24 protein-coding genes and 1 pseudogene are annotated in these 25,601 nt (G+C 69.9%); 13 read left to right on the top strand and 12 right to left on the bottom strand.

The features are described from left to right. Positions 1-15: 15 nt before the first annotated feature. Positions 16-441, bottom strand: a complete 426-nt coding sequence (locus tag R2K23_RS20120; protein WP_316512063.1) for an MmpS family transport accessory protein — start codon at positions 439-441, stop codon at positions 16-18. Positions 442-617: 176 nt separating this feature from the next. On the opposite strand from R2K23_RS20120, the gene R2K23_RS20115 reads away from it, so the two are divergent. Together R2K23_RS20115 and R2K23_RS20110 are read left to right on the top strand one after the other, a co-directional pair. Beyond that, positions 618-1,301 carry a TetR/AcrR family transcriptional regulator gene (locus tag R2K23_RS20115; protein ID WP_316512061.1) on the top strand — a complete coding sequence of 228 codons (684 nt, stop codon included), beginning with the start codon at positions 618-620 and terminating at the stop codon, positions 1,299-1,301. Positions 1,302-1,355: 54 nt separating this feature from the next. Continuing rightward, positions 1,356-1,679, top strand: coding sequence for a WXG100 family type VII secretion target (locus R2K23_RS20110; RefSeq protein WP_316512059.1), 324 nt, complete (start codon positions 1,356-1,358; stop codon positions 1,677-1,679). Here R2K23_RS20110 and R2K23_RS20105 read toward each other — a convergent pair. From R2K23_RS20105 to R2K23_RS20095, 3 genes are read right to left on the bottom strand one after another with little or no spacing between them, the layout of a single operon-like run. Further along, on the bottom strand, positions 1,676-1,963 hold the full coding sequence (locus R2K23_RS20105) for a hypothetical protein (RefSeq protein ID WP_316512058.1): 288 nt from the start codon (positions 1,961-1,963) through the stop codon (positions 1,676-1,678). The two genes, R2K23_RS20110 and R2K23_RS20105, sit on opposite strands and share 4 nt — an antisense overlap. Next, a complete protein-coding gene (locus R2K23_RS20100; RefSeq protein ID WP_316512056.1) occupies positions 1,960-2,268 on the bottom strand; it encodes a hypothetical protein in 309 nt (102 codons plus the stop codon). Before R2K23_RS20100 ends, R2K23_RS20105 begins: the two co-directional genes overlap by 4 nt. A 52-nt stretch (positions 2,269-2,320) precedes the next feature. Beyond that, entirely contained in the window at positions 2,321-3,760 is a 1,440-nt protein-coding gene (locus tag R2K23_RS20095; RefSeq protein WP_316512054.1) for a hypothetical protein, read from the bottom strand. A 220-nt stretch (positions 3,761-3,980) separates the two neighbouring features. On the opposite strand from R2K23_RS20095, the gene dnaK reads away from it, so the two are divergent. From dnaK to R2K23_RS20075, 4 genes are read left to right on the top strand one after another with little or no spacing between them, the layout of a single operon-like run. Further along, positions 3,981-5,834, top strand: coding sequence for a molecular chaperone DnaK (gene dnaK, locus R2K23_RS20090; RefSeq protein WP_316512051.1), 1,854 nt, complete (start codon positions 3,981-3,983; stop codon positions 5,832-5,834). Then, the gene (gene grpE, locus R2K23_RS20085) at positions 5,831-6,451 is read left to right on the top strand and encodes a nucleotide exchange factor GrpE (protein ID WP_316512049.1); all 621 of its coding nucleotides are present in this window, start codon (positions 5,831-5,833) and stop codon (positions 6,449-6,451) included. The genes dnaK and grpE overlap by 4 nt, the downstream gene beginning before the upstream one ends. A gap of 49 nt (positions 6,452-6,500) precedes the next feature. Continuing rightward, positions 6,501-7,679 (top strand): molecular chaperone DnaJ, encoded by a 1,179-nt coding sequence (gene dnaJ / locus R2K23_RS20080; protein WP_316512047.1) that lies wholly within the window; start codon positions 6,501-6,503, stop codon positions 7,677-7,679. A gap of 6 nt (positions 7,680-7,685) precedes the next feature. Next, entirely contained in the window at positions 7,686-8,084 is a 399-nt protein-coding gene (locus R2K23_RS20075) for a heat shock protein transcriptional repressor HspR (protein ID WP_316512046.1), read from the top strand. Positions 8,085-8,088: 4 nt separating this feature from the next. On the opposite strand, the gene R2K23_RS20070 is transcribed toward R2K23_RS20075, so the two are convergent. Together R2K23_RS20070 and R2K23_RS20065 are read right to left on the bottom strand one after the other, a co-directional pair. Continuing rightward, positions 8,089-9,252 carry an FAD-binding oxidoreductase gene (locus tag R2K23_RS20070; protein ID WP_316512045.1) on the bottom strand — a complete coding sequence of 388 codons (1,164 nt, stop codon included), beginning with the start codon at positions 9,250-9,252 and terminating at the stop codon, positions 8,089-8,091. Between the two features lie 11 nt (positions 9,253-9,263). After that, positions 9,264-10,250, bottom strand: coding sequence for an ABC transporter permease (locus tag R2K23_RS20065; RefSeq protein ID WP_316512044.1), 987 nt, complete (start codon positions 10,248-10,250; stop codon positions 9,264-9,266). 100 nt (positions 10,251-10,350) lie between these two features. Here R2K23_RS20065 and R2K23_RS20060 point away from each other — a divergent pair, with 100 nt between their 5' ends. Further along, positions 10,351-10,992, top strand: coding sequence for a TetR/AcrR family transcriptional regulator (locus R2K23_RS20060; protein ID WP_316512043.1), 642 nt, complete (start codon positions 10,351-10,353; stop codon positions 10,990-10,992). A gap of 27 nt (positions 10,993-11,019) precedes the next feature. On the opposite strand, the gene R2K23_RS20055 is transcribed toward R2K23_RS20060, so the two are convergent. Both R2K23_RS20055 and R2K23_RS20050 read right to left on the bottom strand, forming a co-directional pair. Then, positions 11,020-11,661, bottom strand: coding sequence for a CYTH domain-containing protein (locus R2K23_RS20055; protein ID WP_316512041.1), 642 nt, complete (start codon positions 11,659-11,661; stop codon positions 11,020-11,022). Between the two features lie 60 nt (positions 11,662-11,721). After that, complete coding sequence (locus R2K23_RS20050) at positions 11,722-12,390, bottom strand: GAP family protein (protein WP_316512040.1); 669 nt, start codon at positions 12,388-12,390, stop codon at positions 11,722-11,724. A gap of 174 nt (positions 12,391-12,564) precedes the next feature. On the opposite strand from R2K23_RS20050, the gene clpB reads away from it, so the two are divergent. The 4 genes and pseudogenes from clpB (at position 12,565) to R2K23_RS20030 (ending at position 17,313) form a co-directional block, all read left to right on the top strand. Further along, on the top strand, positions 12,565-15,111 hold the full coding sequence (gene clpB / locus R2K23_RS20045) for an ATP-dependent chaperone ClpB (protein WP_316512039.1): 2,547 nt from the start codon (positions 12,565-12,567) through the stop codon (positions 15,109-15,111). A 147-nt stretch (positions 15,112-15,258) separates the two neighbouring features. Next, positions 15,259-15,918 (top strand): annotated as a pseudogene (gene ttfA, locus R2K23_RS20040) (trehalose monomycolate transport factor TtfA); the annotation flags it as partial. A gap of 20 nt (positions 15,919-15,938) precedes the next feature. After that, positions 15,939-16,502, top strand: coding sequence for an orotate phosphoribosyltransferase (gene pyrE / locus R2K23_RS20035; RefSeq protein WP_316512038.1), 564 nt, complete (start codon positions 15,939-15,941; stop codon positions 16,500-16,502). Then, positions 16,495-17,313 carry a hypothetical protein gene (locus R2K23_RS20030; RefSeq protein WP_316512036.1) on the top strand — a complete coding sequence of 273 codons (819 nt, stop codon included), beginning with the start codon at positions 16,495-16,497 and terminating at the stop codon, positions 17,311-17,313. Before pyrE ends, R2K23_RS20030 begins: the two co-directional genes overlap by 8 nt. Here the strand turns inward: R2K23_RS20030 and R2K23_RS20025 are convergent. From R2K23_RS20025 to R2K23_RS20010, 4 genes are read right to left on the bottom strand one after another with little or no spacing between them, the layout of a single operon-like run. Beyond that, positions 17,302-19,155: a putative bifunctional diguanylate cyclase/phosphodiesterase gene (locus R2K23_RS20025; RefSeq protein WP_316512034.1), complete on the bottom strand. Its 1,854-nt coding sequence runs from the start codon at positions 19,153-19,155 to the stop codon at positions 17,302-17,304. The two genes, R2K23_RS20030 and R2K23_RS20025, sit on opposite strands and share 12 nt — an antisense overlap. Positions 19,156-19,158: 3 nt before the next feature. After that, positions 19,159-21,279: an Rv1355c family protein gene (locus tag R2K23_RS20020; protein ID WP_316512033.1), complete on the bottom strand. Its 2,121-nt coding sequence runs from the start codon at positions 21,277-21,279 to the stop codon at positions 19,159-19,161. Continuing rightward, positions 21,276-22,706: a cytochrome P450 gene (locus R2K23_RS20015; protein ID WP_316512032.1), complete on the bottom strand. Its 1,431-nt coding sequence runs from the start codon at positions 22,704-22,706 to the stop codon at positions 21,276-21,278. Before R2K23_RS20015 ends, R2K23_RS20020 begins: the two co-directional genes overlap by 4 nt. Then, complete coding sequence (locus R2K23_RS20010; protein ID WP_316512030.1) at positions 22,703-23,431, bottom strand: hypothetical protein; 729 nt, start codon at positions 23,429-23,431, stop codon at positions 22,703-22,705. Before R2K23_RS20010 ends, R2K23_RS20015 begins: the two co-directional genes overlap by 4 nt. 601 nt (positions 23,432-24,032) lie before the next feature. Here R2K23_RS20010 and R2K23_RS20005 point away from each other — a divergent pair. Then, on the top strand, positions 24,033-24,935 hold the full coding sequence (locus tag R2K23_RS20005; protein WP_316517430.1) for a hypothetical protein: 903 nt from the start codon (positions 24,033-24,035) through the stop codon (positions 24,933-24,935). Beyond that, complete coding sequence (locus tag R2K23_RS20000; protein ID WP_316512029.1) at positions 24,932-25,594, top strand: TrmH family RNA methyltransferase; 663 nt, start codon at positions 24,932-24,934, stop codon at positions 25,592-25,594. The genes R2K23_RS20005 and R2K23_RS20000 overlap by 4 nt, the downstream gene beginning before the upstream one ends. Positions 25,595-25,601 lie beyond the last annotated feature (7 nt).

Here is a 25,601-nt window from a genome sequence, read left to right as displayed (position 1 = left end):
TCTCGACGGGGGCGCTCATGCGGCCTTCACCAGGCAGTACGTTTCGGCGTTCATGCCGGTTGCGGTCCTTTCGTCCTTGACCTCGCCGTCGACCGTGATCCGGCAGGTGATGCTGTCGCCGGGGCTCTGGGCCAGCAGGTTGACGTTGGCGGCCGCAGCCGTGGTGGTCATCGTGAGCGACCAGGGCAGCGTGGGGTCCTGCGCGCGCTGCGGCTTGCCGTCGAGGTCCAGATAGTTGATGACGGCGGAGTCGGCGGTGCCGAACACCTCGAGGACCACCACCTTGGGGTCGTTGTCCTCGGCGATGCCCGCGCCGACGGGGGTCACGACCACCGGATTGGAGCCGAACACCGTGCGGAGGTTGGCCACCGTGTATGCACCCGCGGCCATGGCGCACACGATCAGAATGGGCAGCCAGTGGCGGCGCAGCACCTTGATCATGCGTGCACCCCAGAGGTGCGGACAGCCCAGTGCGCGCCGACGCCAGTCAATGAAGTGCCCCTTAAAACGACAGACGGCCGCAGACGCGACCGACACACTTTTCTAGTGAGAAAACCTAACCAATTAAGTGGATACGTTCAATCCGGTTAAGTGTCACGCTCATTACACTCGGCGGCATGGACTCCCCGGATGCCGCCGCTCGGCCCCTGCGCAAGGACGCCGAGCGCAACCGTCAGCGCATCCTGGCGGCGGCGCGCGAACTGTTCGCCACCCGTGGTCTGGAACCCCACCTCAACGACATCGCCCACCACGCCGGAGTGGGTGTGGGCACCGTCTACCGGCGCTTCTCCACCAAGGAGGAACTGCTCGAGGCGCTCTTCGAGGAGGGCCTGCACCAGCTGGCGGACTACGCGGAGGAGGGGCTGCGGTTCCCGGACTCCTGGGAGGGGTTCGCCTGGTTCATGCAGAGGATGTGCGCGATGACGGCCACCGACCGCGGCGTCCGGGAGATCGCGTTCAGCAAGGCCTACGCCGGGCCCCGGGTGCGGGAGGCGCAGGACCGGCTCAGGGGAGTGCTGCGCCGCCTGGTCGAGCGTGCCCAGGCCGACGGGCATCTGCGTCCGGAGATGTCGTCGACCGACATGCCGCTGTTCGGCCTGTTGGCCGGCACCGTCAGCGAGTTCGCCGGGCACGTCGGCAGTGACCTGTGGCGCCGGTACGTCGCGCTGCTGCTCGACGGCATGCGCCGCCGCGACGACCAGGATCCGTTGCCGGTGCCCGCCCTGGACGACGACGAGATCGACGCCGCCATGCACTCCTGGGAACCGGCGGGGCCGGGCAGGTCGAAGGAGGCCGAGTAGGCGGAAGCGGACGTTCCCGACCTAGACTCGCGTCATCCGGACGGAGGGGAGCCCGTGGCGCAGGTGGTGAAGGTGGATGTCGACGGCCTGGTGGCCGGCGGTGACCGCATCCGCGAACTCGCGGCCGATCTGTCCGATCGGCACCGGCAGTCGATGATCGGTCTGAGCGACGCGGAGCCCGGGTGGGTCGGATCGTCGGCGGACGCGCTGGTGCGGATGTCGACGGTGTGGCAGCGCATCGCCGATGGACACCACGTCGCGCTGACGAGGCACGCCGACCGGGTGGTGGAGGCCGCCGAGGTCTTCCGGGAGGCCGAGTGCGCCCACGTCGAGGCGTTCAGGCGGTACCGCACGCCCGACGGTGCCGGCCGGGACTAGTGGAACAGCAGCATCAGCACGGCGAACAGGGCCACGAACACCGCGACGCCCACCAGTGACGTGAGAGCACCCCTGGCGAACTCCAGATGCCCTCTGACGGGGACTGCTGCGGCGATCCCCGCGACCAGGGCGGGAAAGATCGGGGCGAAGACCCAGTAGGTGCCCAGGGTCATTCCGACGGAGGCGAATCCGCAGGCGAACCCGGCCAGCAGCGGTCGCGGAATCCGGCCGGTCCCGGCGTCGCCGGGGAGGGATTCGGTGCTCGGGGGCGTGGTGTCCGTCATGACGCGACCCTGGTGATCAGTTCGACGATCAGCGCAGCGATGCAGAACACGACGACCGCGATCACTCCGGTGAGCGGTGTCAGGATCGCGGTGACGGCCACACCGCGACCGCGGGCACTGCCCGCCGACCGCAACCCGACGACGCCGACGGCGACCGCCGCGACCGCGATGACCCCCGTGGTGATGAACGCCAGCGGTACACCGCCGGTCTCGGCGATCAGGAAGACGGCCAGCGCCCAGAACACCCCGCCGGCGATCGCGGAGACCAGTACTGTACGCCGCCAGTCGAGTTCGGTATCCGACATCCCACCCCTTCTGATTCGGCCGGACCGGGTCCGGCGTGGATACATCGTCGTCTCATCCCGGTGGGCTGACAAGCTCATAGCCCTGGAGAGGCCGGTGGACACGCACCTCGGGAGGATCCGTCACGGGGCCGAGTGCGGTGAAGTTGCCGGGGGGCAGGACGGTCATCGGAGGCAGTGCCCGCGGCGGCTCGGGCAGGCCGGGACTCTCCGGAATCGGCAGCTTCGGAACCACGCTGTTGAAGCTGGCGATCACCCCCGGGTCACCCAGATCCTTGTCGAACGGGAGGCCCACCAGCGGGCCGGACGCGTCGTCGGTGAAGCTCGGCCACGACTGCAGCAGAGGCGATGTCGTGCCACCTCGGTCGCTGTAGATCTCCAGGGCCGGGAAGGTCGTGACGTCATCGGCCCCGATCCGGGGCCCGGACGGCGACGGGGCGATTCCGATGGTGCCGTTGACGCTGATTCCGGATGCCTTGGCCAGGCCCTCGCCGCCCGGGGAGAACGGATCGGCGGCGTTGTAGCGGATCAGCACGGAACCGTTCGGCTGCTGCAGCGCCTCGACCGACGGGGTCCCCGTGCGCACCTCGCCGGTGTCGGAGTTCACCGAGGGGTTCTGGCGGGCGACGACGATCCCGTTCTCGAAATCGGTGTAGATGCTCACCCGGGAGTCCTCGGGGCCCGCTGTCGCGGAGAATCCGCGGTCGTCACCGAGGTTGTTGTCATAGGGCGGCCAGCCGAGCTTCGGCGCCCACACCTCCTCGCCGGGGATGAACAGGTTGGTGCGCACGAGGCCCTGGCCCGGAACCGGGTTGATCCTGGCCACGACGATGTTCGGCGGGACACCCTCGTTCTTCGGGTGGTAGCTGTGGGGATCGAGGGCCGCGGCGGTGGCCCAGTCGACGTCGGAGACGGGATCGCGGCCGAACACCTCCCGGAAGGCGTCGATCTGGTTCTGGCGCTGGACGGGGCCGGCGCCGAGCACCGATGCGGTCTCAGCCGCCTCGGCCATCTCGTCGGTGGCCCGGCCGACGGCGGCGGCGAGGTGCCGGTCGGCGGAGTCGGCGCGGCGCAGCAGGTCGACGATGGCGTCGTGGACGATCTGAAGGTGGCGCTCGGCCTCGGCCCGCTGTTGCGGATCGCTCGACTGGTAGCAGGTCAGCGAGTCGGTGGCGACGTCGATGGTGATGCCCCATCGGTCGGCGAGCCGTTGGATGCGCGTCCACTCGGCCTTGATGGATTCGATCTCCGCGGCCGCGGACTCGAGGTCGCGGGCGGCCCGGGTGCACGCGTCCGCGTGGTTGCGCAGGCTGGTGCTGATCGCGGTGGCCTCGGCCTCGGCCGCCTCGCGGGATGCCCCCTCCCACTCCAGCTTCGCGATGATGCTGCCCACGTTGTGCGCCAGATCGCGGAAGTGCTCGGCCCTGCCGGTGGCCGTGCCGGCCACCCGGCGGACCGACTCCGGATCCCAACCGTCGAGGTCGGCGAGCGACATCCCCATCCTCGGCAACCTGCATTCGCCGGTGCCGCGGCGGTATTCACCCGCTCTGCTCGGGAGGGACCCGGGAACAAATCCCGAACCGCCTCCGTTGGATCAGTCGACAACAGCTTGAGTGCAACCGACTCAACTCTGGCTTGACAGCCGGGGTGCCACGAGAGCAGTCTTGAGCGAGGTTCACTCAGATCCTATTGAAGCTATACAGGAGGCAGTAACTATGGCTCGTGCGGTCGGAATCGACCTCGGGACCACCAACTCCGTCGTCTCAGTGCTGGAGGGTGGCGACCCGGTGGTCGTCGCGAACTCCGAGGGCTCCCGGACCACCCCGTCGGTCGTCGCATTCGCGCGCAACGGCGAGGTGCTGGTCGGCCAGCCCGCCAAGAACCAGGCGGTCACCAACGTGGACCGGACCATCCGGTCGGTCAAGCGGCACATGGGCACCGACTGGACCGTCAAGATCGATGACAAGGACTACACCCCCCAGGAGATCAGCGCCCGCGTGCTGATGAAGCTCAAGCGCGACGCGGAGAGCTACCTGGGCGAGGACATCACCGACGCGGTGATCACCGTGCCCGCGTACTTCAACGACGCCCAGCGTCAGGCCACCAAGGAGGCCGGCCAGATCGCCGGCATGAACGTGCTGCGCATCGTCAACGAGCCAACCGCGGCCGCGCTGGCCTACGGCCTGGACAAGGGCAGCAAGGAACAGACCATCCTGGTCTTCGACCTCGGCGGCGGCACGTTCGACGTCTCGCTGCTGGAGATCGGCGACGGGGTCGTCGAGGTCCGTGCCACCTCCGGTGACAACCACCTCGGTGGCGACGACTGGGACGACCGGATCGTCGAGTGGCTGGTCGAGAAATTCAAGGGCACCTCCGGCATCGACCTGACCAAGGACAAGATGGCCATGCAGCGGCTGCGCGAGGCCGCCGAGAAGGCCAAGATCGAGCTGTCCAGCTCGCAGAGCACCTCGATCAACCTGCCCTACATCACCGTCGACGCGGACAAGAACCCGCTGTTCCTCGACGAGCAGCTGACCCGCGCGGAATTCCAGAAGATCACCCAGGACCTGCTGGACCGCACCCGCAAGCCGTTCCAGCAGGTGATCAAGGACGCCGGCGGCTCGGTCTCGGAGGTCGACCACGTGGTGCTGGTCGGCGGTTCGACCCGCATGCCCGCGGTGACGGACCTGGTCAAGGAGATGACCGGCGGCAAGGAACCCAACAAGGGCGTCAACCCCGACGAGGTCGTCGCGGTCGGCGCCGCGCTGCAGGCCGGTGTGCTCAAGGGCGAGGTCAAGGACGTCCTGCTGCTCGACGTCACCCCGCTGTCGCTCGGTATCGAGACCAAGGGCGGCGTGATGACCAAGCTGATCGAGCGCAACACCACGATCCCGACCAAGCGGTCGGAGGTCTTCACCACCGCCGACGACAACCAGCCGTCGGTGCAGATCCAGGTGTATCAGGGTGAGCGTGAGATCGCCGCGCACAACAAGCTGCTCGGCAGCTTCGAGCTGACCGGTATCCCGCCGGCCCCGCGCGGTGTGCCGCAGATCGAGGTCACCTTCGACATCGACGCCAACGGCATCGTCCACGTGACGGCCAAGGACAAGGGCACCGGCAAGGAGAACACGATCAAGATCCAGGAGGGCTCCGGCCTGTCCAAGGAGGAGATCGACCGGATGATCAAGGACGCCGAGGCGCACGCCGAGGAGGACCGCACCCGGCGCGAGGAGGCCGACGTCCGCAACCAGGCCGAATCGCTGGTGTATCAGACGGAGAAGTTCGTCACCGAGCAGCGTGAGGCCGAAGGTGGATCCAAGATCCCCGAGGAGACTCTCGGCAAGGTGGATGCCGCCATCGCCGACGCCAAGACGGCACTGGCCGGCACGGACATCTCCGCGATCAAGACCGCCATGGAGAAGCTCGGCGAGGAATCGCAGAGCCTGGGCCAGGCGATCTATGAGGCAACGCAGGCTGAGCAGGCCGCCGGCGGCGCCGGTGGCGCTGCCCCGTCGGACGACGATGTCGTCGACGCCGAGGTTGTCGAGGATGACCAGGAGCGCAAGTGAGTCAGAACGATCCGCACGAGCCGGTGACCGTCACCGACAAACGGCGCATCGATCCCGAAACCGGTGAGGTTCGCGAGGCGACCGCCGGCCCGGCCCCCGAGGGGTCGGAGCCGGCGGAGCCCGCGGGTGACGCGGAGGAGGACAAGGCCGCCGAGCTGATCGCCGATCTGCAACGCGTCCAGGCCGACTTCGCCAACTACCGCAAGCGGGCCCTGCGCGATCAGCAGGTGGCCGTCGAACGCGCCAAGGGATCGGTGGTCAGCCAGCTGCTGCCGCTGCTCGACGACCTCGACCGCGCCCGCAGCCACGGCGACCTGGAGTCGGGGCCGCTCAAGGCCATCTCCGACAAGCTGCTCGACACCCTGGAAGGTCTGGGCCTCAAGGGATTCGGCGCCGAAGGTGACGAATTCGACCCGGATCTGCACGAGGCGGTGCAGCATGAGGGGGACGGCTCCAACCCGGTGATCGGGACGGTCATGCGGCGTGGTTACAAGCTCGGCGAGCAAGTGTTGCGGCATGCCATGGTCGGGGTCATCGACGCCGAACCGCAGCCCGACACGGCCGAGGGTGAAACCGCGCCTACCGCAGCGGGTACCGACGGTCCCGCAGAATCGTAAACGAGACGGAAAATATCCGAGATGAGTACAGGTAAGGAGGTGACGCTCGGTGGCCCAACGCGAATGGGTTGAGAAGGACTTCTACAAGGAACTGGGCGTCACCTCCGACGCCACCAAGGACGAGATCAAGCGCGCCGCGCGCAAGATCCTCGCCGAGAACCACCCGGACCGGAACCCGGACAACCCGGGCGCCGAAGAGCGGTACAAGGCCGCCTCCGAGGCCAAGGAAGTGCTGACCGACGACGCCAAGCGCAAGGAGTACGACGAGACCCGTCGACTGTTTGCCGGTGGCGGGTTCGGTCGCCGGTTCACCAACGGGGGACCGGGATTCGCCGGCTACGGCGCCGACGGCACCGAGTTCAACCTCGGCGACCTGTTCGACGCGGCGGGCCAGACCGGCGGCACCAACATCGGTGACCTGTTCGGCGGGCTGTTCGGTCGCGGTGCCCAACCGCGGCCCAGCCGGCCGCGCCGGGGCAACGACCTGGAGACCGAGACCGAACTCGATTTTCTCGAGGCCACCAAGGGTGTGGCGATGCCGTTGCGGCTCACCAGCCCGGCACCGTGCACCAACTGCCACGGCAGCGGCGCCCGGCCGGGCACCAGTCCCAAGGTCTGCGCCGGCTGCAACGGCGCCGGTGTGATCAACCGCAACCAGGGCGCGTTCGGCTTCTCCGAACCGTGCACCGAGTGTCGCGGCAGCGGATCCATCATCGAGCATCCGTGCGACGAGTGCCGGGGGACCGGTGTCACCACCCGGACGCGCACCATCAACGTGCGCATCCCGCCGGGTGTCGAGGACGGGCAACGCATTCGGCTCGCGGGCCAGGGTGAGGCGGGTCTGCGGGGCGCGCCCTCGGGCGACCTGTACGTCACCGTGCACGTCCGGCCGGACAAGGTGTTCGGCCGCGACGGCGATGACCTGACGGTCCAGGTGCCGGTCAGCTTCGCCGAATTGGCGTTGGGCACCACGCTTTCGGTGCCGACGCTGGAGGGCAAGGTCGGCGTTCGGGTGCCGAAGGGCACCTCGGACGGCCGCATCCTGCGGGTCCGGGGCCGCGGCGTGCCCAAGCGCAGCGGCGGGAACGGCGACCTGCTGGTCACCGTCAAGGTCGCAGTGCCGCCCAACCTGGAGGGCGAGGCGCTGGAGGCATTGGAGGCCTACGCCGCCGCCGAACGAGCCAGCGGGTTCGATCCACGGGCCGGCTGGGCAGGGAATCGGATGTGATCTCCGATGAGCAAGGCTGACGATTCCCGGCGCAACGAATCGCGCACCTTCCTGATCTCGGTGGCCGCCGAGCTGGCCGGCATGCATGCGCAGACGCTGCGTACCTATGACCGCCTCGGTTTGGTGTCCCCGCAACGCAGTTCGGGTGGCGGGCGACGCTACTCGGAACGCGATGTGGATCTGCTGCGCGAGGTACAGCGGCTCTCGCAGGACGAGGGCGTGAACCTCGCCGGCATCAAACGGATCATCGAGTTGACCAACCAGGTCGAGGCGCTGCAGTCGCGGGTCGCCGAGATGGCCGAGGAACTCGCCACGCTGCGGGCTGCCCAGCGCCGCGATTTGGTCGCCAAGCCCGCGACCTCCACCGCGGTGGTGGTCTGGCAGCCCCGGCACTCCCGGCGGTGAGGGCTCAGCCGAACGGCGGGTCGTGCTGGATGCGTTCCTCCGGAGCGCCTTTGGCGATCAGGGCGGCCTTGGTGGCGTCGACCATTCCGGGGCTGCCGCTGATCAGGATCTGCCGGTCGCTCCACGCGCCGTAGCGGGTCACCACCTCCGGTAGCAGGCCGGTCTGGCGGACGTGCAGTCCGCGCGGCGGCTGCACGTCGGGGTAGTCGCCGGCCCAGGGCGGATCGGTCGAGTACTCGCTGACCGGGGTGACCGACAGCCACGGGTTGTGCGCGGCCACCTGCCACAGCGTCCGCAGGTCGTACAGCTCGCACGGGTACCGGGCGCCGAAGAACAGGTGCACCCGCGGATTCACCCCGTACCGGGACAGATCCATGATCAGCGCGCGCAGGGGCGCCAGCCCGGTGCTGCCGGCGACCATCAGCACGTCGCCGCCATCGCGGTCGATCTCCAGTGCCCCATGCGAACTCGACACCGCCCACTGGTCGCCCGGTCGGGTCTCGGCGACGACGGCATTGCTGACCATGCCGCCGGTGACGGCGCGGACGTGGAACTCGATGCGGCCGTCGGGCTGCGCCGGGATGGCGGGCGACAGGTAGCGCCAGCGCCGCGGACACTGCGGCACCTCCACCTTGACGTATTGGCCCGGCAGGTAATCGAGCGGATTGTCGAGTTGCAGGCGCACCACCGCCAGGTCGCGGGACACCCGGTGGTGCTCGAGGACCGTGCCCTGCCACCGGCCGGGGCCGGGCTCGGCGTCGGCCGCGCCGCTCATCACCCCGGCGATGAAGTTGATGGCCTGCCGGGCGGCGTCGTCGATCTCGTCGGTCCACTCGTCGGACAGGTCGGTGCTCAGCGTGGCATACAGCGCGTGCGCCAACGTCTCGTAATGATCTTGGGTCACACCGTATTTGCGGTGGTCGCGACCCAGCTGGGCCAGGAAGGCGACCGGCTCCTCGGCGCGCTGCGCGATGAACTCACCCAGCACGAAGTCGAGCACCCGGCCGAACAGCGCGCGCTGGCCCGTCATGTCCGGGGGGAACAGGTCGCGCACCGGGGGGTCGATGGCGAACCAGCAGGTGTAGAACCGGCCGATCAGTTCGTCGGCGTCGGGCCTGGTGACGGCGGCATGCAGCACCGCCAATGCAGCACGGTCTTCGAGGCCCATGCTGCCCGATCTTATGCGCGCGAACGGCGCTGCCTCAGCCACGCCACGGCAATCATCAGCGCCCCCGCGGCGGCCCAGCAGCCGAGCACCACCAGCGCGGTGCTCGCCCGCTGGTCGGGGAAGGAATCGCCGAAGTAGGCGGCCGAGCGCAGCAGGGTTGCGTTGGCGCCCTGCGGCAGCAGCTGGCCGAATGCGCCCCAGCCGCCGGGCAGCAGTTCCGGGGCGCTGTTGATGCCGGACAACGGGTTGCCCAGCAGGATGGCCGCGGCGGCGCCGAGGCCCAGGCCGACGCGGCCGAACAGCGCGCCGAGGCCCAGCAGCGCCAGGCCGGTCGCGGTGATGCCGACGAACAGCGCCGCGGTCACGCCCCAGAAGTGCTGCTCGATGGAACCGAACAGGTAGCGCAACAGCGCGGTGACCGTCAGGGACGCCACCGCGGCGAAACCGATCATGGTGGTGGTCTGCAGCCCGGGCCGCCCGTTGAAGAGCACCACCAGCGCGATGGCCGGCAGCAGGGCGGCCAGCGTGAGCGGCAGTGCCGCGGCGGCCAGGCCGACCCCGCGCGGATCGCCGCCGGGCAGCGGCGCGAGATCCTCGGTGTGCAGGGGCATTCCGGTGTTCTGGGCCATCGCGGTGCCGAGTTGGGTCAGTGCTTGCGCGACCATCGGGCTGGCGCCGGTGGCCAGCAGCAGGGTGGGGCCCTGCGGGCCCGCGCTCAGGCCGCCGTAGACCTCGCGGTTGCGGATCGCATCGGCGAGCGAGTCCCGGTCGTCGTAGGTGGTGACGGCGAAGCTGCCGGGCGCGTTGCGGGCCAGGCCGGACTCGATTGCGGTGATCGCGGGTGGCGGGCCGGCGACCCCGATCGGGACGTCGCGGGGCGCGGACTTGGTGGCCGGCAGGGCGAAGGCGACGAAGATGACCGCCAGCACGACGGTCAGCACCACGACGATGCCGACGGCCTGGGCGGGGGCGGGTGCTTCGTGCGGGCGTGTTGCCATGAGAACTCCCGGGGTTATTCATCGTCTGTTGAAATCTAACGATGAGAGTAAACCCCCTGCGGTCGGTTTTCAACAGGAGGTGAAATGTTACTGTCGGCGCATGGCCGCACCTGCAGAGAAGCCGCGCCGGCGCGGGCGCCGTCAGGGCGCGTCGGTATCGCGCGAGCAGGTGTTGCCGGCCGCCAAGCGGCGCTTCGCCGAGCAGGGCTACACGGCCACCACGCTGCGCCAGATTGCCGCCGACGTCGGGGTTGACGCCGCCATGGTGCTGTATCTGTTCGGGTCCAAGGCGGAACTGTTTCGCGAGTCGATGCGCCTGATTCTCGATCCGCAGCGACTGGTTGCCGTCATTGCGGAGGCCCCGCGCGCAGAACTCGGGGTGCGTGTGGCGCGCACCTATTTCGAGATCTGGGAGGACCCCGAATCCGGTCCGAGCCTGGCCGCCATGCTGGCCTCGGCGACCTCGAACGACGATGCGCACCAGGCCTTTCGGGAGTTCATGCGGGACTACGTCCTGACCGCGGCGGCCGGCGCGCTCGGGGGCGGCCCGGACACCCGGCTGCGGGCGATGCTCGCGGCCACCAACCTGGTGGGGACCGCGATGCTGCGCTACGTGATGGCGATCGGGCCGCTGGCGGAGGTGTCGCTGGCCGAGGCCGCCGACATGATCGGGCCCAGCGTGCAGCGCTACCTGACCGGTGATCTCGACGAGTTGAACATCCCGGCGCGCTTCCGGGGGTGAATCCGTCCGTGCCGCAGCGTGATTGCGCTAGCGGTGGTCGCTGGGCCGGTGGCCCTCGAACTGGTTGCGGCCCAGGGTGTCGACGAAGCTGGGGCCTCGCCGATCGAGTTCGCGCCGGTAGTCCTCGGCCCACCCGGCGAACGGTCGATACGCCAGGTATTCGTTGCGGAACCGGTCGTCCTCCGAGAGTTCGGTGACGCAGAACGACGGGATCTCCAGATCGACCACGGGTCCGCCCCGTTCGACCTCGGCGACCACCAGCGGCGCGTTGGCTCCCAGGAACTGGTCGACGACCCAGCCGTCCTGGCCCAGCCACACCGAGTAGCGGAGTTTGGCCACCACATGGTCGGCGCGGCGCACGATCTCGGCCGCCACCAGCGGGTCGAGTTCGCGTTCGGCCTCGTATCTGGTGCCGCCGACGGCGGGGCCCTTGGTGGTGATGGTGCCGATCGCGTCCTGGTCCAGTGCGCTCACGAGTTCGCCCGGGTCGGTGCCCAATTCGGTCGTGGCGCCGCCCTGCACGCGCACCCGCACCGCATAACCGTCGGCGGCGAACAGGTAGGCCTGCACTATCAGGGCCGGCGCCGGGTCGGACGCCACCACCGCGGGCAACTCGCGGACGAGGAATTTGCGCTCGAACTCGAAATCTCCGGGACCGGTATCGGACATCTCTCAACGTTAGCCCGCCGCGGCCCGGTACGGCGGTCACCGCTACCGGCGGCGAGCCGCTCAGAGGCCGTGAATTCCCTTGTAGAGCACCAGCAGACCGATCACCACCAGAATCGCGGCCACCAATGTCGCGTGCCGACGCTCCATCCAGTCCTTGAGTCGGGCCAACGGCGCGGCGAGGCGATCACCGGAGACCGCGTAGGCCAGGACCGGCAGCGCGACGGTGCTGCCGGCCACCGCGACGAAGTAGACCACCGCGGCCCACACCTGCGGCTGCCCGATGCCCGCGGTGCCGATGGCCAAACCCGCGGCGATGCAGATGAACAACACCTTCGGGTTGGCCACGACCAACAACGCGGCGGTGCCCAGCGCGCGCGCCGGGGTCAGGCCGCCGAGCTTGCGCATCCAGGCCGGTGCGTGCTCGGACTTGTGCCGGGTGGCCCAGCGGTAGCCGCCGAACACGATCAGCAGCGCGCCGACCACGATGCGCAGCCAGGACGCCCAGGATGGCGGTTTGTCCAGATTGCCCACCAGGCCGGACGCCGCGACGAAGATCGAGGTCAGCGCCGCCAGGCCCAGCAGCCAACCCGCGCCGAACGCCAGGCCGGTGGGCCGCGGCCGCGCGGTGTGCAGCGTCAGCACCGCCGGGATGATGGTCAGCGGCGACAGCGCGATCACCAGACCGAGCGGAATGAGTTCGGTCAGGGCGGAAGCGAAACTGGCGCTCACGGGAGTGAAGGTAGCGGTATCGCCGCCGATGCGGACATCGATCCGGTTTTCGCGGCGCGTCGCGAAAAAAGATAGAGTTGAGCGGAACAGACTCAACCTTGACTGCGTTGATCGATACGACAAGCATTTATCGGGCCAGCTGCTGGCCCCTTCTACGAAGAGAGTGGAGGTGTCGTGGACTCGTTCAACCCGACCACGAAAACCCAGGCGGCGCTGACCGCGGCCCTGCAGGCGGCGACCGCCGCGGGGAACCCGCAGATCACCCCCGCCCATCTGTTGCTGGCACTGCTCACCCAGAACGAGGGCATTGCCGCGCCGCTGCTGGAGGCGGTGGGAGTCGATCCTGCGACCATTCGGGTCGCGGCGCAGCGGGAACTCGACCGGCTGCCCAGCGTGACCGGCGCGAACACCACCCCGCAGCTCAACCCGGAGTCCATCGCGGCCATCTCCGTCGCCCAGCAACTCGCCACCGAGATGGACGACGAGTACGTCTCCACCGAGCATCTGCTGGTCGGTCTGGCCACCGGCACCGGCGACGTCGCCAAGCTGCTGACCGAACACGGCGCCTCGCCGGACGCGCTGCGCGAGGCGTTCGTCAAGGTGCGCGGCAGCGCCCGGGTCACCAGCCCGGACCCCGAGGGCAGCTACCAGGCGCTGGAGAAGTACTCCACCGACCTGACCGCCCGCGCCCGCGAGGGCAAGCTCGACCCGGTCATCGGGCGGGACACCGAGATTCGGCGGGTCATCCAGGTCCTGAGTCGGCGCACCAAGAACAACCCGGTGCTCATCGGTGAACCCGGCGTCGGCAAGACCGCCATCGTCGAGGGCCTGGCCCAGCGCATCGTCGCCGGCGACGTGCCGGAGAGCCTGCGCGACAAGACCGTCATCGGTCTGGACCTCGGGTCCATGGTGGCCGGCGCGAAGTACCGCGGCGAGTTCGAGGAGCGGCTCAAGGCCGTGCTGGACGACATCAAGGACTCGGCCGGTCAGGTCATCACGTTCATCGACGAACTGCACACCATCGTCGGCGCCGGCGCCACCGGCGAGGGCGCGATGGACGCGGGCAACATGATCAAGCCGATGCTGGCCCGCGGCGAACTGCGGCTGGTCGGCGCGACCACCCTCGACGAGTACCGCAAGTACATCGAGAAGGACGCCGCGCTGGAACGCCGGTTCCAGCAGGTCTATGTCGGCGAGCCGACGGTGGAGGACACCGTGGGCATCCTGCGCGGCCTCAAGGACCGCTACGAGGTGCACCACGGCGTGCGCATCACCGACTCCGCGCTGGTGGCCGCGGCCACGCTGTCCGACCGCTACATCACCTCGCGCTTCCTGCCGGACAAGGCCATCGACCTCGTCGACGAGGCGGCGTCGCGGCTGCGGATGGAGATCGACTCCCGCCCCGTCGAGATCGACGAGGTCGAACGCGTCGTGCGTCGCCTCGAAATCGAGGAGATGGCGCTCGAGAAGGAGGAGGACGAGGCGTCCAAGGAGCGGCTGGAGAAGCTGCGTGCCGAGCTGGCCGACAAGAAGGAGCAGCTGGCCGAGCTGACCACGCGCTGGCAGAACGAGAAGAACGCCATCGACATCGTCCGCGAGCTCAAGGAACAGCTCGAGGCGCTGCGCGGGGAATCCGACCGCGCCGAGCGCGACGGTGATCTGGCCCGCGCGGCGGAGCTGCGCTACGGCCGCATCCCCGAGCTCGAGAAGCAGCTCGACGCCGCACTGCCGGCCGCCGAGGCGCGCGAGAACGTGATGCTCAAGGAGGAGGTCGGTCCCGACGACGTCGCCGACGTGGTGTCCGCCTGGACCGGGATCCCGGCCGGCCGGATGATGGAGGGCGAGACCGCCAAGCTGCTGCGGATGGAGGACGAGCTGGGCAAGCGCGTCGTCGGGCAGAAGCGCCCGGTGGCCGCCGTCTCCGACGCGGTGCGGCGCAGCCGGGCCGGCGTGGCCGACCCGAACCGTCCGACGGGCTCGTTCCTGTTCCTGGGCCCCACCGGCGTCGGCAAGACCGAGCTGGCCAAGGCGCTCGCGGAGTTCCTGTTCGACGACGAACACGCCATGACCCGCATCGACATGAGCGAGTACGGCGAGAAGCATTCGGTGGCCCGCCTGGTCGGTGCGCCCCCGGGCTACATCGGCTACGACCAGGGCGGTCAGCTCACTGAGGCGGTGCGCCGGCGGCCCTACACCGTGGTGCTGTTCGACGAGGTCGAGAAGGCCCACCCGGACGTGTTCGACGTGCTGCTGCAGGTGCTCGACGAGGGCCGGCTGACCGACGGTCAGGGCCGGACGGTGGACTTCCGCAACACGATCCTGATCCTGACCTCGAACCTGGGGTCGGGCGGGACCGAGGAGCAGGTCATGGCGGCCGTGCGCGGGGCGTTCAAGCCGGAGTTCATCAACCGGCTCGACGATGTGCTCATCTTCGACGGGCTCAACCCGGAGGAGCTGGTCCACATCGTCGACATCCAGCTCGCCGCGCTGCAGAAGCGGCTGGAACAGCGCCGGCTCACCCTGGAGGTGTCGCTGCCGGCCAAGCAGTGGCTGGCCCACCGCGGTTTCGACCCGATGTACGGGGCCCGGCCGTTGCGCCGGCTGGTGCAGAAGGCGATCGGCGACCAGCTGGCCAAGATGCTGCTGGCCGGCGAGGTGCACGACGGCGACACCGTGCCCGTCAACGTCAGCCCGGACGGCGAAGGCCTGATCCTGGGCTGAGTTGCCCGCCGAACAGACGCAGAATCGCATCAAAACGCCGCACGGCGTGCGATTCTGTGTCTGTTCGCCGCAATTGGGGGCAGGTGTGACGGGGTTGTAACCCGCGGTCTTTCTCTGATCGGCCCCCGAGCAGATAGGCTAGGCGCAATGGTCCCGCTCTGGTTCACGCTGTCCGCACTCTGTTTCACGGGTGCGGCGGTGCTGCTGTACGTCGACATCGATCGGCGTCGTGGGCTCGGTCGCCGTCGCAAGTCGTGGGCACGGTCCCACGGGTTCGATTACGAGCCCGAGTCCAGTGATGTCCTCCACCGCTGGAAGCGGGGGGTCATCTCCACCGTCGGCGACGTCACCGCGCGCAACGTGGTGCTCGGTCAAATCCGTGGTGAGGCCGTCTTCATCTTCGATCTCGAGGACGTCGCCACCGTGATCGCGCTGCACCGCAAGGTCGGCACCAGCGTGGTCATGGATCTGCGCCTCAAGGGCATCAAGGAGCCCCGCGAGAACGACATCTGGCTGCTCGGCGCCATCGGTCCGCGGATGGTCTATTCGACCAACCTCGACGCCGCCCGGCGCGCCTGTGACCGCCGGATGGTCACCTTCGCCCACACCGCCCCGGACTGCGCCGAGATCATGTGGAACGAGGAGAACTGGACCCTGCTGTCCATGCCGGTCTCCAGCACCCGGGCCCAGTGGGACGAGGGCCTGCGCACCGTGCGGCAGTTCAACGACCTGCTGCGGGTGCTGCCGCCGACGGCGCAGCGGGCGATCGCCGCGCCGCCGCGCAACGTCAGGCAAGCCCCCCACTATCAGCGCTAAACCGAGGATCCGTGCCGCCCACCCCTGAACTCACGGCGTCCGACCGCGCCGAACTCGCCGACCTGGTGCGTCGACTCTCCGTGGTCCGCGGCCGGGTGGTGTTGTCCTCCGGCAAGGAATCCGACTACTACGTCGACCTGCGCCGCGCCACACTGCAGCACCGGGCCGCCCGACTGATCGGCTCCCTGATGCGGGAACTCACCGCCGACTGGGACTACGCCGCCGTCGGCGGATTGACGCTGGGCGCCGACCCGGTCGCGACCGCCGTCATGCACGCCGAGGGCCGTCCGGTGGACGCGTTCGTGGTGCGCAAGTCCACGAAAACCCACGGCATGCAGCGTCTCATCGAGGGATTCGACGTCGCGGGCCGGCGCGTGCTGGTCGTCGAGGACACCAGCACCACCGGTGCCTCGCCGCTGACCGCCGTCCGCGCCGTCCGGGAGCAGGGCGGCGAGGTGGTCGGAGTGGCCACCGTCGTCGACCGCGCGACCGGTGCCGCTGAGATCATCGAGGCCGAGGGGCTGCCGTACCGCAGCCTGCTCGGGCTGGATGATCTCGGGCTGAACGATGGCTGACAAGCACCGCCGCCGCAGGCCGCAGGACGACTTCGAACCGCCGGACGATCCCGAGGGGATCGCCTGGGACGACACCGTCGACGTCGTCTGTGTGGGCGTGGGGGTGACGGCGACGGCGGCCGCGGTGGCCGCGGTCAAGCTCGGCCTGACCGTGTTGCGGGCCGCACCCGCCTCGACCGACGACGAGGCGGCCGCCGAGTACCTGCGGCAGGTCACCGACGACATCCCCCCGGCCGAACCCGACGGCCCGGCTGGGGCGCTGCCGGTCCGGCTGGTCGACGGGCCGTCCCGGGTGCGCCCCGAGTTCCCCGTCGGGACAGTGACATTCGTCGGCGCCTCGCTGCGTGACTGGGCAGGTCAATGTCTGCCCGCCCGGGGTGGCGTGCTGTCCACCACGGTGGTCGACCCGCGGCTGACGGTCCATTACACCGGAGCCGACGAACACGTCGAGGCGGTGTCGGTCGGGGTGGTGGACCTGCGCTCCGACCCCGGCACCGTGGCCGAGTGGGCGGCCGAGCGGGCCCGCGACGAGGACGTACCCCGGGTGCCCGTCGAGAATCTGGCGCACCTAGTTTTCGACGACGGCCGGGTGGCCGGCGTCGCGGTGACCAAGGCGGCCGGGGATTCGGAGCTGGAGTTGGTGCGCGCGCGCTACAGCGTCATCCTCGCGTTGCGCGACGACGCCGAATTGTCCTGGCCGCAGCGCCTCGACGCCGAGAGCGCGGAGCTGGCATTCGTGACGCGCGCGGCGAGCCGGTTCGGGCGGTTGGAGCTGCTGGTGCGCAATCCGGGCGGGCGCTCACCGCGGTAGCGGTTCGACCGTGCTGAACGGCAGCTCGATATGCCGTTGGGCCAGTAGCGATTCCATTGCGGCACCCTCGAGCGGCACGGACAGCAGATAGCCCTGCGCGCGGTAGCAGCGGTGTGCGGCCAGCGTTTGGGCGGCGGCCACCGTCTCCACGCCCTCGGCCACCAGGCTCAGCCCGAACGCCTCGGCGAGCGCGATGATGGCCCGCACGATGGCCAGGTCGCCGGCGCTGGAGCCCAGGTCGCGCACGAAGCTGCGGTCGATCTTCAGCGTGTCCACCGGCAGGGATTTCAGATGCGACAGCACGCTGTAGCCGGTGCCGAAGTCGTCGACGGCGATCTGCACGCCGACCTTCTTGAGGGCGGCCAGGGTCTTGCGGGTGGCCTCGATGTCCTGGACCACCAGGCTTTCGGTGATCTCGAGGCACACCGAGTCCCCGGACAGGCCGAACTCGGCCAGGATGTCCGCGACGGTGCCGGCGTACCCGTCCGCGACGAGCTGCACCGGGGAGACGTTCACCCGGAGCAGGGCGTCGAGGCCCACCCCTCGCGCGCGCCACCGGCTGAATTCGGCGCAGGCCCGCCGGAGCACCCAGCGGCCCAGTTCGCCTGCCAGATTGATGGATTCGGCGACGCCGATGAACGAGTCGGGGAACAGCAGGCCGCGGGTCGGATGCTGCCAGCGCACCAGGGCCTCGGCCGCCAGCACCTCCCCGGTGCGCATGTCGATCTCGGGAAGGTAGTGCAGGACCAGCGCGTCGCCCTCGATCACGCCCTGCAGGTGCAGCTCGACGTCGTTGCGCAGCGCGGTGCGCATCGCCATGTCCTCGGTGAAGACGCTGACCGCGTTTCCGCCGGTGTCCTTGGCCTCCAACACCGCTTGATCGGCGCGGCGCAGCAGGTCCGAGACCGACTGCTCGCCCGGATTGCCCACCGCCACACCGACACTGACGGTCCGGGTCAGTGTCTCGCCGTCGACCGCGACGCGTTCGCTCAGGGCCGCGTGCAATCGCCGGGCCAGCACCTCGGCATCCGAAGCGGACATGGCGGCGGCGGGCACCACCACGAACTCGTCGCCGCCGAGCCGGGCGATCAGGCAGTCGGACCCGGTTTCCTCCCGGAGCCGCTGTGCGGAGACCCGGATGAACTCGTCGCCGGCGGTGTGACCGAGGTAGTCGTTGACGGCCTTGAGCCGGTCGAGATCCAAGAACAGCACGGCGACCGGTCCGTCCTGCCCTGCGGCGAGCCGGCCCTCCAGATGCGCGATGAGCGCGCGGCGGTTGTACACGCCGGTGAGGTCGTCGTGCTCGGCGAGGTAGCGCAGTTGATCCTCGGCCTTGATGCGCGCCTGCACCTGCGCGAACAGCGACCCGATGGCCTCCAGGGCGTTGAGTTCGTCGGGAAACCATTCGCGGTCACCGAACTTGACGAAGCCGAGCACCCCGGTGGTGACGTCGCCGGAGACCAGCGGCGCCGCGGCCATCGAGCTGTGGGAGACGCCGCCGCCGCCCTCGATGGTCTGCTGGTACTCGCCGGTCGCCGGCTCGGGGCGGAAGACGTGCGGCTTCTTGCCGTGCTCGGAGATCGCGAACACCGGGTCGGCGTCGGCGAAGTAGATCACCGCCAGGGGATCGGGGTCCGGCACATCCGGCCGCACCGGCCACTCCGCGACCAGGATGGAGGCCTTCAGGTCGTGGTCGTTGCGCCGCAGGAAGCTCACGTCGACTTTGAAATGTTCGACGAGATCGGCCAGGATCGGCTGGATCACCGCGACGGCGTTGGCGGCGTCGACCGCCATCAGCCGGGTGGCCACCGAGGTCACCACCACGTCGAGGCTGCGTTCCATCGCTTACCTTCCCTGCCCGGCCAGCGCCCGGCGACGGCTGCGTCCCGCGGTCGGCGGCGCCTCGGCGAACCGGAGCAGCAGGATCAGTCCCGCGTCCTCGGGCACCCCGATCGTCCGGCGAAAGCGGTCGGAGAGCTCCTGCAATTGTGCCGCGTACGGGGCCGAGACGTCGCGCAGTTCGCGCTCGTCATGGGCGTGCAGGAAGACCGGCGAGATCGGTTGCACGGCAAGGCCGCGGGCCGCGGCAGCCACCCACACCGCCTCGGCGCCCTGCCCGCCGCGGGCGTAGTCGAGCAGGGCCTGCCCGTCGACCCACACCACGCCGAGCCCGGAGCTGACCCGGATCCGTTCGCCGACCTCCTCGCCCAGGGCGGACCCGGCGTCCCAGCGGGCCAGGTGCGCCATGACGTCGGAGCGGCGCAGCACCTCCAGGACGGCGAGGTCGCTCTCGTCGAGGCCGAGCAGTCCGACGTCGATGCCGGTGTCCGGTTCCGGGTCGGTGGGCCAACGCAATTCGCTGATCATCTCCCGGTGCAGGTGCGGCGTCAGATAACGGATGCGGTCGGTGGCCGCCAGGATCTCGATCAACGCGCCGATCTCGGGGTCGGTGGTGATCAGCTGCAACCGGGCGCCCTGCCCGGACGCCGCCGCCTCCAATGCCGCGACGGTGTCGGCGTCGAGCGCGCCGGGCCGGCCCCGGTTGCGGTTGGTCTCCCGGTGCCACATCGCGTCGTACAGTTCGGCCAGCGCGGGGTCCGTCCCGGGGGTCAGCTGCACCGTCGCCGCCAGCGGATGCTGCGAATCCTGGTGCCAGGAAACCGGTCCCAGCCGCTGGTGGGCCGAGGCGGCGACCCGCGCGTTGAACACCGCGGCGCCCACCGCCACCGCGCCGCCGCGATGCGCGACGTCGATGGTGGCGCGACCCTCGGTGCGCAGGCGCACCGTCACGGAGTCCGGTTCGGTCTCGATGTGCCAGGGCTGGGAGTTGCCACCCGACGGCGCGCGATTGGCGGCCTCGGCGATCCGCTCGAGCACCCCGGACGGCACCTGCGGCCGACCGGGTTCGGCCGCCGCGGCGCGTTCGGCCGGCTGCGGCGGTTCCGCCAGTCCGTCCAGTGCGCCGCTCACGTCGACCCGGGTGCGGCCCGACGGCAGCGGTTCCCCGAGTCCCAGCCGGCGTACCGCCTCGGCGATCGTCGTGGCGCCGAGGATCACGTCGGCGGCCAGCTGTGGCCACGTGGTCAGCGTCCGGCCGACCTCGACCATCGACGCCGCGGCGCGGGCCGAGGCCCGCGGCACGTCGAGATGGCCCAGCATGTGCGGGATCTTGTCGCGTGCGGACATCCCGGCGAGCTCCTCGGCGTCGACCGACCCCAGCAGCCCGTGCAGAATCGGTCGCTGCGGCTCGAGGTCGAAGCGCTCGACGTCGATGAGCCCGCGGTCGCTGGTCGCCATCAAGACCGGAACCCGGTGGCGGCGGGCCACCTCGCGGACCACGGCCTTGATGTCCAGCGAGTCGCATTCCTCGACCACCACGTCGGTTCCGGCGACGAAGTCGTCGACGGTGTCGTTGGTGACGCCGTCGAGGAACACCGTGATCGGCAGATAGGGGTCGAGCTCGGCGATGCGCCGGGCCGCCGCGACCGCCTTGTTCACCCCGAGGTCGAGCACGCCGGACGGCACCCGGTTGAGGTTGGACAGCTCCAGGACGTCGAAGTCGGCCAGCCGCAGTTCGCCGCAAAGACCCTGGGCGGCGAGGGTATGTGCGATGACGTGGCCGACGCTCAACCCGGCCACCCCGATCGAGAGTCGACCGAGGTGGTGCTGTTCCTCCGCGGTGATCAGGTTGCGGTTGCGGTCCAGCCGGAGCCGGTGGAACGCCCGCGGCCCCAGCAGCGCCACCACGGTTCGCCGCCACGGGTAGTACACCCAGCGCGACCCCTCGGCGAGCAGGCCGTCACCGACCGGCGGGCGTAACTCGCCGAGTTCGGCCCGTTGCGCGTCCCGATGGTCGAGGAACTCCAGGGCCGGGTCACCGCGCAACCGGGCCAACGTGTCCCGGTCGGCGGCGACATCCTCGTCGAGGATGACCGGCTGCCAGCGCGTGGAGTCCGGACCCGTCATCGGCGCCTGCGGATCCGCGCCGGGATCGGTCCGTCGGCGACCAACGTGAAATGTACTGCGAGGGGAAAGGATTCCTCGAGCGACTCGATGTCGACCTCCCGGATCAGCGTTGCCAGGGCCAGCGTGGCCTCCATCATGGCGAAGTGGTCACCGATGCACGAGCGCGGCCCCCCGCCGAACGGCAGGTACTGCCAGCGATCGCGGCCGGCCGCCCGTCCCGGGGCGAAGCGGTCGGGGTCGAACACCAGCGGGTCGTCCCACAACGCCGGGTCGCGCTGCACGGCCATCCGGCCGAAGGCCAGCGTGGTGCCGGCCGGCACCCGGTAGCCGCCGACGTTCAGGTCGCGGGTGGCGGTGCGGGTGCCGGTGGGCGCCGGCGGGCACAGCCGGAGCGTCTCCTTCACCACCTGCGCGGTGTAGTTCAGCGCACCGAGATCCTGGCCGGTGAGCGGGCGCGCACCCAGCTGACCGACCTCCTCGGCCACCCGCTGCTGGATCTGCGGGTGCCGCCCCAACTGCCACAGCGCGTGCGTCAGCGTGGTGGCGACGGTGTCGTGACCGGCGAACAGGAAGATGATCAACTCGTCGCAGATCTCCCGGTCCGTCAGCCGGCGGCCGGTGACCGGGTCGGTCGCCGCGATCAGGGCCTGCACCAGCGGGGCCTCCCGCTCGGGGTGAGCGCGGCATTGCTGCAGGATGTCGTCGGCCAACGCGCGCAGTGCGGCGCTGGCCCGCTGCGCCCGTCGCCGCCCCGCCGTCGGTAGCCAGGCCGGCGGCCGGACCGGCCGCAGCGCCCGGCGCACCGCGTAGGTCATGGCGGTGTGCAGATGCTCCTCGATCTGTTCGGCACGTTCCTCGAGGTCGATGCCGAACACCGATTGGCCGAGCGCCCGCATGGTCAGCGTGCGCGCCTGGGCGCCCAGATCGACCTCGTCGCCGTCGCGCCACCCGCGCACCACCGACGCCGCGGCGGCGGTGGCGTGCCCGCCGAGTTGGGCGATCCGCTGCTTGGTGAACGCCGGCTGGATGGTCCGCCGCCGCGGCAACCAGCGGTCGTGCGGCAGATTGACCAGGTTCTCCCCGAGGAGCGCGCGCAGTTCGGCGAACACCGGCGACATCTTGTCGACGGTGCCGTCGCGCACCGCCAGGACATCCCGGATGGCCTGCGGCGAGGTGGCCAGCACGATCGGCGCCATCAGCCACCGGGGCGCCAGCACGATGCGGGTGACCGGGCCGCCCGCGTCCCGCAGTTTCTCGGTGCCCGTGTGATAGGACTTCACCGCCGCCAGCCGCTGCCGATAGGGCAGCGGGTTGCGCGGCGCCTCGGGCAGCTGATCGAGGCGGACGACGTGGGCCCCGGTGTCGGGTGCGACGTCGAGCGCCGCGCCGGCAGTCGCGGCCGTCCGGGGTTCGAGGACCGCGGTCATGCCGAGACCTCCTGGCTCGAGGCCTGCCGGCGCAGCATGGCGGTTTCCCGCAGGATCTTTGCAACCTGTTCCGGCTCAGCATGATTGGCGAAGGTGCTGCGGTCCCACCACATCATCGTGGTCTCGTAGCGTTCGTCGGGATACGGGGTGGGTGGGATGTGGGTCGCCACCACACCACCCGAGGACTTCCACCGGTCCAGGACGTACGCGGCCGCGGTGGCCATGCAGAACTGGATGTCCATCACCGCCATGGCGTGGAAGCCCGAACGGGCGATCGCGCGGGTGAGCGCGCGCGCATGACCCGGCTCGTCGGTGACCCAGGCGGATTTCATCTCCAAAATCCCGAACGGCGCGCGATCGTCGATCATCTTGCGCACCGCCGGCAGCCCGGGTTGGCCGTCCCACTCCACGACGGCGTGCGAATCGTCGGCGTCCCGCAGCGGGCCCTTGGCCCGCACGCCGGCGACGATCCGCTCCCGGCTGTCGATAGCTGCGAGGAACAGGACGGTGTCGCTGCCGTCCTGAATCGCATCGATGTCCAGCGCGCATTCCACCCCGTGTTTCCGATAGCTGTAATCGGCTCCGGCGAGGTATTCCTGCCACAACTCCGGCTCGTCCGAGGGGCGGGCGAGCAAAAGATTGCACTCGGTGTCCGGGTCCCACCAGCGAGCGCTGGATTCAAGACGGACCGACGGCGTGAACAATTCGGGCTGATGAAGGTTCACTGCTTTCCTATCTGTTGGGCAGTTCGACACGGGCCGTGTGCCGAACTGATTTCTACTTTGCGAGTACCCCGACCCCGTAAATAAATACGCCTAATTATCGCGCGAACGACGCTCCATGCCCGGGCATTCTTGCTGATCAGGGGCATGTTAAGGAATACGCGCAGCTGGCGACTATGCCTAGGGCGTCAATTAGTTAGCGAAGGTACCGATGACGCGTGAAAATCGCGCGGAAAAAGCCGCCGCGACAGCAATTCGGAACACGGATGTGTCCATTTGCCGAACTCACGCGTGCGTCAATTATGGGCCGGTCCAGCGGCCGCTCCCCGGAGAGTACCGTGCGCCGGAAACAGCGGCCGATGCGGCCGCGGAGCGCGGAGCCGGCGCGCGGGGGCGAGGGGCGCGGGCGGCCGTCGCAGCGCACCGGAGAGCCGGCGGAACATGCGGCGTCGTGTTAGCACGGCAACGTCGGAAAAATTTGCTGGAGGTATCCGCTCGCAGACCCGGGAACCGGCTCGGCACCAGGTGCCGTCTACAGTGCCCAAGTACGCCTCGACGGGTTACGAGGCCCCTGGATCGACGTGCTGGAGCCACCGTGGACACCCTGCGAGCCATCTCCGTCGTCCTGATCGCCGTGCTGCTGGCGGGCTGCGGCGACAGCGCCGAGGCCGCAGACACCTACGGCGCGAGCACGGCACCGCTCGGCGAAGCGCAGGCGGTGCTGGGTTGGAACATCTCGGTGGCGAATCTGCGCTTCGTCGCCGACCACGTGCTGATCGACGTCGACGCCGCGGTCGCCGATCCCGAGGCCGATCACGTCGAGGCGAAGGACGTCCGATTCGGCCTGTACGGCGGGCTGGTGCACCCGATCGAGGCGACCGGCCTGGGCAGCTGTCAGCGCGTCGTCGGCTCCGACTTCACGCCGCTGGCCACGCCGGACCCCGACCGGCTCTCCGGCACCGTGTGCCTGGGGCCGATCCGAGACCAGTCCCAGGTCCGCGGGGTCTATGCGTACTCACCGGCCGAACGGATCCCCGGCACCGTCGTCGCCTATCCGGCGGCCTACCCCGTCGGGCTGCCGCCCACCAACGCCAGCGACTCCGGGCTGGAGTTGTCCACCACCAGCGTGGAGGCGTGGCGGGCCGGCGGCCAGCGGCTCACGCCGGCGGCGCTGGGCGACCCCACCGCCTTCGAGGGCAGCGGGTTCATGCTGCTGGGGCTGCGGGTCGCGGCCCTCGGCGCGCGGTACCGCGACGATTCCGCGGCGCGGGGCGGCCCGATGATGGTGCTGGCCGCCCCGAGCCTGCCGCCGCCCGGGCTGAGCCCGGTGTGCGCCGGCTACGGCGCCTCGGTGCTGGTGCTGCCCGACGCCTCCTACGAGTCGGTGCACCTGGAGGCCGCGCTGTGCACCCAGGGTGAGATCAACGAGGCGCTGCTGTACGCGACGGTGTCGGTGGTCGGCACCCACGCCGCGGTCTGGCTGGACGACGAGCGCGGCTCACGATGACCGCCGCGGGTGACTCGGGCGAGGCGGGCCCGACCGAGTGGGGCCCCACACCCACCGGCGTCGGCCCGTGGGTGGGCGAGCTCCCCGACGACCCGCGCTACGACCCGGAGTTGTTGCGCGACGGCGACTCCCGCAACGTCGTCGACCAGTACCGGTACTGGACCCGCGAGGCGATCATCGCCGACATCGACCGGCGCCGGCACCGGCTGCACATCGCGATCGAGAACTTCGGCAACGACGCCAACATCGGCGGGGTGGTTCGGACCGCGAACGCCTTCGCGGTGGACACCGTCCACATCGTGGGTCGCCGGCGCTGGAATCGGCGCGGTGCCATGGTCACCGACCGCTATCAGCGGCTGCGACACCACGACACCACCGCCGAGCTGCTGGCCTTCGCCGCGACGGCGGGCCTGACGGTGGTCGCGGTCGACAACGTGCCGGGCGCGGTCCGGATCGAGCACACCGAGTTGCCCCGCGACTGCCTGCTGGTGTTCGGCCAGGAGGGGCCGGGCATCACCGAGGAGGTCGCAGCGGGCGCGGCAACGGTGGTGTCCATCGCGCAGTTCGGCTCGACGCGCAGCATCAACGCCTCGGTGGCCGCCGGCATCGCGATGCACCGATGGATCACGCAGTGGGGTGACCTCGACCACGCCTGGTAGGGCAGGA

It is taken from the genome of Mycolicibacterium sp. MU0050 (assembly GCF_963378085.1).
Taxonomy (GTDB): domain Bacteria; phylum Actinomycetota; class Actinomycetes; order Mycobacteriales; family Mycobacteriaceae; genus Mycobacterium; species Mycobacterium wendilense.
The sequence above is the reverse complement of the archived record's forward strand: the minus strand, read 5'-3'. Positions and strand labels throughout refer to the sequence as shown.